Genomic DNA, 12389 nt, shown 5'->3' on the forward strand with positions numbered 1-12389 from the left:
GTGTCGGCCCGTTCCACTACGGTGCGGGCGGGCCTGATTTCCCGGGTACGCAGGAGGCCGAGGTGCGCGAAGATGGCTTCATGACGCCCCGTCAGCGGACGTGCGTTGCCTTGCCCGAGTTACGGCTACCCCAGTGGGCCAGCGTAATTATGCACGTTGAGCGATTCCCGTAAGGAGCCTTGTGAGCACGCTCGGTAGTTTCATCTGGTCAATTGCCGACCAGCTTCGGGGTCCCTACCGCCCCAACCAGTACGGGAACGTGATCCTCCCGTTCACGATCCTTCGGCGCCTCGACTGCATCCTGGAGCCGGACCGCAAGACCGTCCGAGACCTGGCTGCGGCATACGAGAACCCGAACCGGCTCCGGGTCGAGGTCAAGAAGAAGACTGGCCGGCCGTTCTACAACACCTCGAAGTACAGCTTCGCCAACCTTCTGAAGGACGCGGACGGGCTCGAAGACAATCTCGTCGACTACATCGACCGGTTCTCCGCCGATGTCGATGTTTTCGAGTACTTCGACTTCAAGAAGGAGATCATCGCCCTGGAGAAGGCCGGTCTCCTGCGCGAGATCGTGAAGTCTTTCGCGGCCGTCGACCTGCACCCCGATGTAGTGTCCAACGCCGACATGGGGGACGCGTTCGAGTACATCATCCGCAAGTTCAACGAGGCCGCGAACGAGACCTCCGGTGACCACTACACGCCGCGCGACGCGATCCGACTGCTGGTCGACCTTCTCTTCGCCGAGAAGGACGCCGTCCTGGACGAGGAAAACATCGTCCGTACGCTTTACGACCCCACCGCCGGTACCGGCGGCATGCTCGCCCTTGCCGAGGAGCACTTGCTCGCGCATAACCCGGGCGCCCGGCTGAGTCTGTACGGCCAGGAGTACAACCCGCAGTCGTACGCGATCTGCAAGTCCGACCTGCTAGCCAAGGGTCATGACGCGTCCAACATCACCTTCGGTAACACGCTCACCGACGACGCCTTCAAGGGCCGCCAGTTCGACTTCTGCATGTCCAACCCGCCATACGGCGTCGACTGGAAGCAGTACGCCAAGGCCGTCACCAAAGAGCGTGACCAGGCAGGCCCATACGGCCGCTTCGCGCCGGGCCTGCCGCCGACCTCGGACGGCCAGATGCTGTTCCTGCTGCATCTGGCGCACAAGATGCGTGCCCCCGAGGACGGCGGCGGCCGGGTCGGAATCGTCATGAACGGCTCGCCGCTCTTCAACGGGGGCGCAGAATCCGGCCCGTCCAACATCCGCAAGGGGCTGCTGGAAAACGACCTGGTCGAGGCGATCGTCGCACTACCGACCAATATGTTCTTCAACACCCCCATTCCCACCTATATCTGGATCCTCGACAACACCAAGCACCCCGACCGCAAGGGCCTGGTCCAGCTCATCGACGGCACCTCGTTCTGGACCAAGATGCGCAAGAACCTCGGCAACAAGAACCGTGAGCTCAGCGATACTGACCGCGCCAAGGTTCTCCGCCTATACGCCGACTTCGCCGATGCCGACCCCGAGTTCTCGAAGGTGTTGCGCAATGACGAGTTCGGCTACTGGACCATCACCGTCGAGCGATCACTTCTGGATGAGGACGGCAAGCCCGTCGTCGATCGCAAGAGGAAGCCGAAGCCTGACTCCAAGAAGCGCGACACCGAGAACGTGCCCTTCACCTACGGCGGCTCGACCGCCGGACCTGTGGGCAAGATCGAAGTCATCCAGGCGTACTTCGATGCCGAGGTGAAGCCGCACGTTCCCGACGCCTGGATCGACTGGGCCAAGGTCAAGACCGGCTATGAGATCCCTTTCACCCGCCACTTCTACAAGTACGTCCCGCCCCGCCCTCTCACCGAAATCGACGACGACCTGGAGAAACAGGTCGCCAAGATCCTCGATCTGCTCCGCGAGGTCGAGAAGTGACCAGGATCGGGTGGCGGAACCTTCCGCTCAAGCGAGTCGTTAGATCCGTCCAGAGTGGAACCAGCGTCAATGGAGCACCATGGCCAGCCACCGCCGATGAGCCAGGCGTGCTCAAGACGAGTGCCGTTTACGGCGGAGTTTTTAGTCCAGAAGAGAACAAGCAAGTGGATGCTCATGACCTAGACCGAGTGTCGTGTCCGGTGCTGGCCGACTCGCTGATTGTGAGCCGAATGAACACAAAGCAACACTTGGGGGTCGCTGCTGCAGTGGGTCAGGACTTCCCGAACCTCTACCTTCCAGACCGGCTGTGGGCCGTGACATTCAGTGGCGCTGACCCGCGGTTCGTCGATTGGTGGACGAAGACGCCAATCTACCGATCTCAGGTCGAAGCTGCGAGCGTTGGGACGAGTTCCTCGATGCAGAACATCAGCCAGGGCGATTTCCTTGAAATTCGGATTGACCTCCCGGACTTCGAAACGCAGAGCGCTGTCGCCGACTACCTCAACCGCGAGACCGCCCGCATCGACACGCTCATCGAGGAGCAGCAGTGCCTGATCAAGATACTCCGCGAGCGGCGGCAAGCGGTTGTGGACACAACCTTCGCTGTTCTCGGCGAGCCCAGTGTGCAACTGCGCCGGTACATTAAGTTTCTAACGAGCGGGTCTCGCGGTTGGGGCGACTACTATGCTGACGACGGCGAGCGATTCCTGCGAATCGGAAATCTGCCTCGTACGAACCTGAGCATCCGGGGCGAGATCCAGTTCGTTAGCCTCCCGGCTGACGTGACCGAAGGCTCGCGGACGATACTGGAGATAGGAGACCTGCTCTTCTCCATCACCGCCTACCTGGGATCCGTAGCTGTGGTCGATAGCGATTGGGTCGGTTCGTATGTAAGCCAGCATGTGGCCCTCTGCCGCCTTGATTCAAACCGCCTGGACTCAAGGTTCGCGGGGTGGTTCATGCTGACCACTGCTGGCCAAGACCAACTCAACCAGGGAGCAGCGGGCGGGACGAAGATGCAACTCGCTCTCGATGACATCAAGAGTCTTCGGGTGCCGACGGCGTCCGTAGCTGAGCAGCGCCGCATCGCGGTCCATCTTGACGAGCAGGCGGAGAAGATTGACGCGCTCATCGCAGAGACGCAGCGCCTGATCGAGCTCGCTCGCGAGCGCCGATCGGCACTCATCACCGCTGCCGTGACGGGTCAGGTCGACGTACGAGAGGTCGCGTGATGGCTGGCCACAACGAGGTCGTCTTCGAGACCGAAATCTGCGAGTACCTCGCGGCCCATGGGTGGCTGTACTCGGCGGACGACACCGGCTATGACCGTGAACGGGCGCTGTTCCCTGAGGATCTGTTCGCGTGGCTGGAGGCGACTCAGAAGTCGGCGTACGAGAAAGCGTTGAAGACGGCTGGGTCGCAGGCGAAGTTTCTCGACGTACTGACTACGGCGCTTGACAGGCCGCTGGAACATGGCGGCGGGATGCTGAACATCCTACGTGCCGGGGTGCAGTACATCGGCGGTGGCCGGTTGAAGATGGCGCAGTTCAGGCCCGAGACAACGCTGAATGAGACAACGAACGCGCACTATGCGGCGATGCGGGTCCGGGTGATGCGTCAGGTGCATTTCTCGACCGCCGATCAACGCAGCATCGACCTAGTGTTCTTCGCCAACGGGCTCCCGGTCGCGACGGTGGAGCTGAAGACCGACTTCACCCAGTCGCTGAACGAGGCGATCCAGCAGTACCAGAAGAAGCGCAACCCGCTGACCAACGGTCGGCGCGAGCCGCTGCTGTCGTTCGGGCATCGGGCGCTGGTCCACTTCGCGGTCTCCAACGACCTGGCTGCGATGACTACCCGGCTGGAAGGCGAGGATACGCATTTCCTGCCGTTCGACACCGGCTTCGAGGACGGTGCCGGGAACCCGCCTGGTGTGGACGGGAGGTCAGCGACGGCATATCTGTGGGAGCGGGTCTGGGAGAAGCATGCCTGGCTCAACATCATCGGTCGGCTGATGATCGTGGAGACCAAGGAGGAGTGGGACGTCGCGACCGGCACGTCGGTGCGCCGTACGAGCATGTTGTTCCCCCGGTTCCATCAGTGGGAGGCGGTCACAAACATCGTGGCCGCGGTGGCTGAGGAGGGTGTCGGCCAGCGTTACCTGATTGAGCACTCGGCGGGGTCGGGAAAGACGAACACGATCGCCTGGACGGCACACCGTCTCGCGCGGCTCCACATCGATGATGAGAAGGTCTTCGACTCGGTCATCGTGGTCGTGGACCGCACGGTGCTCGATGGGCAGCTTCAGGACGCGATCCGGCAGATCGACGGCACAGGGAAGATCGTCGCGACGATCAGTCCCGAGGACGTGCGCAAGGCCGGTGCGAAGTCAAAGTCCGGCCTGCTGGCGCAGGCGCTGAAGAATGGCGAGTTAATCATCGCGGTGACGGTGCAGACCTTCCCGTACGCACTTGATGAGATTCGGGCCGACTCTGGCCTGAAGGGCAAGCGGTTCGCAGTCATCGCAGACGAGGCGCACTCCTCGCAGTCGGGACAGATTTCCTCGAAACTGAAGCAGGTCCTGACCGCCGAGGAGATCAAGGAGATTGAGGAGGGCGGCTCGATCGACGTCGAGGCGGTCCTGGCCTCGGAGATGGCCGAGCGGGCCGAGTCGGAAAACATCTCCTACTTCGCCTTCACAGCAACCCCGAAGAACAAGACCCTGGAGCTGTTCGGCCGCAAGGGGCCGGACGGCAAGCCGCGCGAGTTCCACCTGTACTCGATGAAGCAGGCGATCGAGGAGGGCTACATCCTCGACGTGCTTAAGGGTTACCAGTCCTACGACACCGTGTTGAAGATCGATGGGAAGGCAGGGAGCGGCGGTGGTGGCGAGGTCGAAGAGTCGGTTGCCCGCAAGGGGCTGATGCGGTGGGTGCAGCTGCACCCGACCAACATCAGCCAGAAGGTGAAGATCATCGTCGAGCACTTCCACCTCAACGTTGCCCACTTGCTGGAGGGCAAGGCGAAGGCGATGGTCGTCACCGACTCGCGCAAGGCCGCGGTGAAGTACAAGAAGGCGATAGATGCTTACATCGCCAAGCGGGCGGCCGAGGACGCATCATACAACTACCGGACTTTAGTTGCGTTCTCTGGGTCGGTGTCGATGGCCGAGAACGACGAGTGGAGCCAGGGCTGGGGGCCGGCGCCGTCGAAGGGCGACGAGTTCACCGAGGCAAAAATGAACCCTGGAGCGGGCGCCGACCTGGCCGCGGCGTTCAAGGGCGACACGTACAAGATCATGCTGGTTGCCAACAAATTCCAGACCGGCTTCGACCAGCCGCTGCTCTCGGCGATGTACGTCGACAAGAAGCTCTCTGGGGTCACCGCCGTGCAGACGCTCTCCCGGCTCAACCGAACCCACCGCACCGCCGGCGGGGAGCAGAAGGCCAAGACGTTCGTCATCGACTTCGTCAACAAGCCCGACGACATCAGGGCCGCCTTCGAGCCGTACTTCACCAACGCCACCCTGGAGACCGAGACCAACCCGTACGTCGTTATACATCTGGCGAACAAGCTCGCCCAAGCGGGCATCTACACCGAGGAGCAGGTCCGCCAGGTCGCCGAGCTGTGGGTCACCCGCAAGGGCAATAACGCGCTCTCGGCGGCGATCAGCCCGGCTCAGCATGACTTCCGGCGTCGCTATGCGGCAGCGATCGAGGCCGAGGACAAGGTCACGCTCAACACGCTCGATCTCTTCCGCAAGGACGTCTCCACTTACGTGCGGCTCTATGACTTCATGAGCCAGATCGTCGACTACGGCGACCCTTATATGGAGATGCTCTCGATCTTCCTCCGGCTTTTGGAGAAGGTCATCGCCGAGTCCTCGTGGAGCGCCGAGGTCGACCTTTCGGACGTGGTCCTGGTTGGTGTGAAGCACAGCAAGGCAATCGCGGTTGACATCTCGCTGACCGGAGACGGCCAGCTGAAGGGGATTAGCGGAGCAGGCACCGGCACCAAGAAGGAGCCGAAGTACGTCGCGCTCCAGGTCGTCATCGACAAGATGAACGACCTCTTCGGCGCCGAGTCGTTCGCCGAGTCCCAGATCCGGGAGTTCGTGCAGGGGCTCGTGCAGCGACTGCTCACCGACACGAACCTGCTCCAGCAGACCCGTGTGAACTCGAAGAAGCAGTTCATGGAGTCGCAGGACTTCCAGTCCGCCGTCACCGAGGCCGTCGCCGACAACCAGGAGGCGCACAACACCATGGCTGACTACTTCTTCACCGACGGGCCTGCGATCAAAGGGATCATCGTGGCCCTCGCTGACGCGTTCTACGAGGCCGCGATCGACAAGGGGCATGTCGGGCTTGCTCAAGATCTTGAGGTATCCCCTCACAGTTCACCCTGAATCGCCCCGTGGTCAGTGGAGACCACACCGTCTATTGGGTGTCAGGCGCTATCGGGGTTGGAGAGGTCATCGCGGGCGATGACCACACGGGTGGCCTTGCCAGCCTTACTGGCGGTGGTGGTCGGTGGCAGGGCCCGGACGTGAATGAAATACACCCGGACGCCAGCGAGTTCGGTGTACGGCGGCCAGGCGTCGGGGGTGCCGTCGGTGGGGAAGTCGATGAGCTTGTCGGTGAGATTGTAGATAACGAGGTAAGCGGTGTGCTGCCCGTAGTCGTGCGCGTACTTGATGATCTGGTGCATGCCCTTGATGAGGTAGGACTTGCCTCGCCCGCTGCCGTCGAAGATCTTTCCATCGCAGATCAAGGGCTCGCTGCCGTCGAGGTCGCCAATCAGATCCGCTTCGCCTGAGGCTGATCGTGGCTTGGCGTGCGTGAGGTGATCGCCTTCCAGGAACAGGAAACGCTGAAGGTCGAGGTTGTAGATCTCCTCGCCGTTGCCAGTGTCGGCCGTGTAACGGGCGTGCAGCTCGTCGCGATCGAACCACTCGATGCGGGTCCGATAGCGCTGCAGCGTGTGCAGGATGCTGCTCGCCGCGCCGACACGTTCGCAGAGGAAGTCGAACAGCGGCTGCAGGATGTCCTCAGCGAACTCCCGCCAGCTGTCCTGAAGGTTGGACTTGTTGCTGTATTCCATGGCGGTCCGAAACCCTGCCTGGGGATTGCGTTCGTCCTCCGCCGCGATGTCCTGCAACAGCCCCCAGACGAGGGTGGCACGCCCTTCCTCGGTCCTACTTGTCCAGACGAACGGCTCGTCGCGGGCCAAACCTGCGCGGAAACGCTCTCGGTCCAGGCCGGACTCGGCTCTGCCAGCTTCCTCCAGCAAGCCTCTGAGCGCCGGCTGGCCTTTGATCCATGTGACTGTGAGATGTACTTCGTGGCCAGCATTGGCGAAGGACACCGTCATGAGTCGGCGAAGTCGTTCGCGTACAGCCACCTGCAGCTGCTGTTGGTACTTCATCGGCTGAGGCCTTTCAGAGCTCGTGTGATCTCCTCGTCGATGACCTTGCCCGCGTTCTGAGCGCTGCCGGTGTCGTCGACTAACCGGAGCTGGATGAAACAGCAGGGACAGGTGAGGGTGGCCTGCGCCACGACTTCTGAGTACCTGATCCATATCGGGTAACCGCACTGAGTGCAGGAAATCTCGAGATCTGTTCTAAGGAACTGTGTCGCGAGGGATTCGCCCATGACGGCATTCTTCCGCAGAGGGCTGACATCGAGTACCTGATCTCAGCGGGGAGAGTGGCCCTCCCTTCGTACCGTGGAGATCTGACCTAAAGGATCATGGTTGGGCATGGGGGCGCGGCGCAGGGTGTAGCGGACCAGTAGGCCCGCGGTGACCGTTGAGCGCCTCGTCGATCATGGCGCGGACGGTGGCATCGAAGTCGTGCCATTCAAGCCCATGCAGGCTTTCGAATCTTTGGAGTACTTCGTCGTCGCTCAGTGTGGCGGCCCATGCGGTGAGGGCCTGTCCGTGTGGTACGCCGTGGGGGTGCAAGAGCAGGATGCCGGGGAGCCCTTCACGCGCCATCTCGGCGCCCACCAGCTTTTCGAGACGGTCCGCAGCAGGAGCGGGGCTGGCTGCGTCGAGCGCGGTGCGGAAGTCGGCGTAGCCGACGGTGATGTCGAGGTGGGGAGGCAGCGGGCTGACATCGGTGCTACCTGCGATCAGCGTCGGTAGGGCGGTTTGGCGAACCCAGGATTCAAGGTCGCGCAGTTCGTGGATCAGGATGTGCCAGGTCTGGGTGTGGGGGCGCTGGATCGAGACCTTTGGCCACAGGTTGACCTCGACGACGCGGCCGACCGGCAGCCTGGCCAGAACGTCGCCGACCTGGACTGGACGGTCTGATGGCATCGTCACCTGGATGTCATCGGATGGCCGGTCAGGAGTCACAGCGCCAATAAGAGTGGCGGCGAGCGACGGGGTGCGGTGCTTGGAGTGGTTGGTGTGCTCAACCAGAACCTTCAATGGGTGGGCGTCTTGGGAGTTTCTGCGGTGAAACGGCTGCAGGTCGGCGATCCGCCGGTACAGGTCTCTCCCGGGTTGCAGCACGTCCACATCGCGACGCGGTCTCCTCGTCGCCCACTCCTGGAGCTTGTCGACGGATGAGGTGCAAGGCATCTCCACCCCGCGGGCTTGCCCGCTGGTCAGAGGAGCATCGACTCGATGTTCTATCTCGGCATAAAGGACGTGTTCAAGAGTCGACCGCAGCTGGTTGAGGGCATCGGAGGCAAGCCGCACCATGGCCTGTGGGAGGGGCACCACCCCGGTCACCGTCATGGTGGCGAAGTCTCCGACGACGATGTCGTTCAGGGTCACCGTGCCTCGCCGGGTGTGATCGAGGGCGATGCGGCCGGCGCGCTCGATCAGGTTGTCGGCATGAGCGAGGCTGTAGGCGGCGTGTTGCTGGTGACTTGGTAGCCAGGCGTAGCGGTCCACAGCGAGAGCGTAGCCGTGCCGCGGCAGTGACCGTTATCGAATATCTGGGGCTCCATGGCCTCCACATCGTCGCGCCCCTCACTCGCCAGGACAACAGATCGGAGGGCGACGGGGGGAGGGGCATGGCCGTTCACCGTAGCGATCCGCTGGGCGGCAAGTCCGCGCATCGGCTGACATCATCTCCGCGCGTGACACCTGTGGTGTCGAGGGGCCTCGCGCGTAGGCGAGGACCGGTTTCCTGCGTTAGCAAGATATTTGATCCGGCTCCGGATCGCTTCGCGAGCTTTCGCCCGGTTGATCTCCTCTCCTATCGTCTGGGAGGAGATGTCCCGCCGGGGGGCGGGTCGCTCCGCTGGGGGAGGCCGGATGGCGGCAGGAGACGATCGGGGCCAGGACGAGGGCGACGCGGGCTCGGGCGGTCAGCCGGCACGGCGGCCGCCGGTGAGGCAGCGGCGCGAGCCGGGCGGGCGGCCGCACAAGCACTCGGTGCGGATGTCGGACGCCGAGCAGGCCATCGTCGACGCGCGGGCCGGGCAGGCCGGGGTGAGCGTGCCGCGGTTCCTGGTGGAGGCGGGCCTGGCCGGGGACGCGGCGAGTGCGAGCCAGCTGCGCGCGAACGCCGCCGAGCTGTTGGCCGCGCGCCGCCTGGTGGCGGCCGTGGGGGTCAACCTCAACCAGCTGGCCAAGGTGGCCAACGCCACCGGAGAGGTGCCGGCAGCGTTGGAGGCGACGATGCACGCGACGCTGCGCTTCCTCGCGCGGCTGGACGCGGCAACCGCGCTCTACGGCGAGTTCGGCCTGCCGTACGGCCGCCGTGCCGTACTCGAGGACGACGCCGATCACGGCCTGGACGTCGAGGCCGAGGTTGACCGCCACCAGGGCCACGACGCCGACCACGACCAGGACGACGGCCGCGGCGGGGGCCGGGGCTGGTGAACAATTTCATCTCCGCTCAGCGCGGCAGCAGCCCCGCCGGGCTGGTGCGCTACCTGTTCGGGCCCGGCTCCAGCGGGGAGCACACCGACCAGCGCATCATCGCGGCCGACGTGACGCTCGGCCTGGCCGAGGGAACGCGGCTGGACCACGTCGCCGACGCCGACGCCATCTACGCGCTGGGCCGCGACATGGACTCACACCGCATCCTGCTCGGGGTCACGCCGCCGAACGGCTGGGTGTGGCACTGCGCGATCTCCCTGCCGCCCGGCGAGGAGCTGGCCGATGCGCAGTGGGCCGAGGTCGCCCGTACGGCGGTGGCCAGGATGGGGTTCGACGAGGCGGACGACCGGGCGCCGTGCCGGTGGATCGCGGTCCACCACGGCCGCTCGGTCGGCGGCAACGAGCACATCCACCTGATGGTCAACCTGGTGCGCGAGGACGGCAAGGTCGCCGCCACCTGGAACGACCGGCGCACCATGAGCCGGGTGTGCGCTGAGATGGAGCGCCGCTTCGACCTGGTGGTGGTGGAAGGCCGCGCCGGGCACGGCATGCCCGGCTACTCCAAGGCCGAACACCAGAAGATGCGCGCCGGCGCCCCCTCCGAACGGCAGCGCCTGGCCCGCCTGGTGCGCGCGGCCGCCGCGCGCTCGGCGAGCGAAGCCGAATTTGTCCGGCGGGTCAAGGCCTCCGGGGCGTTGGTACGGCCCCGGTTCGTCACCGGCGGCCGCGACCAGGTCGTCGGCTACTCAGCCGCGCTACGCCCGGCCGAGGGGCAGGAGCCGGTGTGGTTCGGCGGCGGCAAGCTCGCCGCGGACCTGACCCTGCCCCGGCTGCGCCAGCAGTGGGACATCGTCAATGAGCACCAGGCGCTCGCCGAGTGGCGGCGCTCCCCGGACGTCGCGGGCCCGCCCGGTCCCGGCGAGCAGACCGCCGTCGACGTCACGGAGTGGGCACGCGCCGCGCAGCTGGTCGACGCCGTCCGCGAGCGCCTGCAGCACACCCCACCCGGCGACGTCGTGGTCTGGCGCAGTGGGTGCCGGGGCGCGGCCGCGATGGTGGCCGCGCTCGCCGAGCGCATCGAGACGCCGAGTGCGGGCGGGCCGGGGCCGATCGCGGCGCTGGCCGACCGCCTGGCCTGGTCGGCTCAGGCTCCCCGCGGTGAGGGGCGCGGCCGCCCTGCGGGGTGGGGCGAGGTGCGGGCTGTTGTCCGGATTATCGGCCACGCCGCCCGTAAGGGGCCGGCCAGTGCGACGTGGATGGTGGTGGCGGCCGCGCTGCTGGTGCTGGTGGCCACCATCGCCGCCTGGCACGAGCAACACCGCCAGCTGCGCCAAGCCGCCGCCCTCACCGAGCACACCAAGACCCTGGCCCACGATCTACACCGGCGCCGCGCAGCAGCGGCCCCGGCCTGGACCGAACGCCGCTACGGCGCTCTCACCGATGCTCGCCTGGAGCAGCTGGCGACCGTGGCCGCCGCCGACGTGGCCCGGTTCAGCTCCCCGCCGCCCGCCGCTCCGCCTCGCCCGGCCCGGCCCGTCGACCAGGAGGCGCACGGCGCGGCGACCGCGGCCGCGCTGGCCTTCCCGGGCCGACGTCGCCCGGCCACCGTTGAGGAGGCTCGCGGGCAGTTGGCCGCCATTAGCAAGGAGATTGGCCTGCGCGCCGCGATGTCCCCCGAGCGCGTCGCTCAGGAGCGGACCGAACGCGCTCAAGCCCAGCAGACCCAGCGCGCCCAGGTTCAGCGGACCGTTCGGTCGACGCCGCAGCGTGGTCCCTCGCAGGGGCAGGGCAGCCGAGGCCGATAGCTCCAGATTGAGGTTCTCCACAGTTCGGTGGTCTCCCTCGCTAGTGCTGCTCCACGCGAGCTGACGGAAGTTGATCTGTGACCTTCGTCACATATGGAGGCTCTCCGGAAAGCCCGGCCTGAGGTTTTCTAGGACCATGGAAAGCGGCATGGGCCCTGGCCCTACTGGTTCCATCGCAAAGGCTCACCCTTCCGAGAAGAGGGCAACGTGAGGTGCTCTCAGCGCCCCCTAGATCTTCTACATGCCGGATGAGCTCCTGGGTGATCAGTGTGACTACCCAGCGGACTTCAAGATCATCTTTGGTTGCTGTGGGATCAGCGACGTGGCAAGCATGGCTCTCAGGGCATCCAGAGGCATGAGCTCCGGTGGGGCACATAGCTGTGAGGTCGAGCTGATCGTTCCGGGCTTTGAGACGGTGTCACCGATTTCCTCACCTCTCCCGATTTGTGCCGCTGATTTTGGGTTGGTGTCCTCAACGCGGCTGGACCCAACTGGATCAGGCCACATCGGCTTGAGCACCGGGGGTGATCACGCACTGTAGTAGGAACTTCTAGGGGTCTTGGGCAGGTCGGTCGACAGATCCAGAGGTACCCCTCTTCGTCGCTCCCGGTCGACCAACCCCTACGCGACCGATCCGTGACCGTAGGGAGCCGAGAACTCATCTGGTTGACGGGGCGTTCCAGAGTGGACGGACCCAGGCCAGGAACTGGCAGCACGTAGTGGAACGCTTCCGGCAGCACGTGGTGGAACTTTCCGGCGGTGGAACTTTCCGGCAGCGGCAGCGGAACACTTTCGCCGGCGGTGGAACACTTCGGGTC

General features: G+C 64.8%; 7 protein-coding genes. 5 read left to right on the plus strand and 2 right to left on the minus strand.

Going from position 1 to position 12389, the window contains the following annotated elements; genetic code table 11:
- Window positions 1-181 precede the first annotated feature (181 nt).
- From IG98_RS0125890 to IG98_RS0125900, 3 genes are all read left to right on the plus strand, one after another.
- Complete coding sequence (locus IG98_RS0125890; RefSeq protein WP_030917325.1) at window positions 182-1927, plus strand: type I restriction-modification system subunit M; 1746 nt, start codon at window positions 182-184, stop codon at window positions 1925-1927.
- A 230-nt stretch (window positions 1928-2157) separates the two neighbouring features.
- Window positions 2158-3159 (plus strand): restriction endonuclease subunit S, encoded by a 1002-nt coding sequence (locus IG98_RS0125895; RefSeq protein ID WP_157594517.1) that lies wholly within the window; start codon window positions 2158-2160, stop codon window positions 3157-3159.
- Entirely contained in the window at window positions 3159-6332 is a 3174-nt protein-coding gene (locus tag IG98_RS0125900) for a type I restriction endonuclease subunit R (protein WP_051752905.1), read from the plus strand. The genes IG98_RS0125895 and IG98_RS0125900 overlap by 1 nt, the downstream gene beginning before the upstream one ends.
- A gap of 41 nt (window positions 6333-6373) precedes the next feature.
- Here the strand turns inward: IG98_RS0125900 and IG98_RS0125905 are convergent, their stop codons facing one another.
- Together IG98_RS0125905 and IG98_RS0125915 are read right to left on the minus strand one after the other, a co-directional pair.
- A complete protein-coding gene (locus tag IG98_RS0125905) occupies window positions 6374-7351 on the minus strand; it encodes a hypothetical protein (RefSeq protein WP_157594518.1) in 978 nt (325 codons plus the stop codon).
- Between the two features lie 321 nt (window positions 7352-7672).
- Window positions 7673-8830 carry a hypothetical protein gene (locus IG98_RS0125915; RefSeq protein WP_063766283.1) on the minus strand — a complete coding sequence of 386 codons (1158 nt, stop codon included), beginning with the start codon at window positions 8828-8830 and terminating at the stop codon, window positions 7673-7675.
- A gap of 366 nt (window positions 8831-9196) precedes the next feature.
- Between IG98_RS0125915 and IG98_RS47315 the strand changes: the two genes are divergently transcribed.
- Window positions 9197-9766 carry a plasmid mobilization protein gene (locus IG98_RS47315; RefSeq protein ID WP_051752891.1) on the plus strand — a complete coding sequence of 190 codons (570 nt, stop codon included), beginning with the start codon at window positions 9197-9199 and terminating at the stop codon, window positions 9764-9766.
- Entirely contained in the window at window positions 9763-11571 is a 1809-nt protein-coding gene (locus IG98_RS47320; protein WP_051752892.1) for a relaxase/mobilization nuclease domain-containing protein, read from the plus strand. Before IG98_RS47315 ends, IG98_RS47320 begins: the two co-directional genes overlap by 4 nt.
- Window positions 11572-12389 lie beyond the last annotated feature (818 nt).

Origin of the sequence: Streptosporangium amethystogenes, from assembly GCF_000721075.1 — a bacterium.
Taxonomy (GTDB): domain Bacteria; phylum Actinomycetota; class Actinomycetes; order Streptosporangiales; family Streptosporangiaceae; genus Streptosporangium; species Streptosporangium amethystogenes.

Coding starts and splice junctions, on each gene's coding strand:
- IG98_RS0125895 (WP_157594517.1), top strand. CDS start 2,158: ATGAACACAAAGCAACACTTGGGGGTCGCTGCTGCAGTGGGTCAGGAC.
- IG98_RS0125900 (WP_051752905.1), top strand. CDS start 3,159: ATGGCTGGCCACAACGAGGTCGTCTTCGAGACCGAAATCTGCGAGTAC.
- IG98_RS0125905 (WP_157594518.1), bottom strand. CDS start 7,351: ATGAAGTACCAACAGCAGCTGCAGGTGGCTGTACGCGAACGACTTCGC.
- IG98_RS47315 (WP_051752891.1), top strand. CDS start 9,197: ATGGCGGCAGGAGACGATCGGGGCCAGGACGAGGGCGACGCGGGCTCG.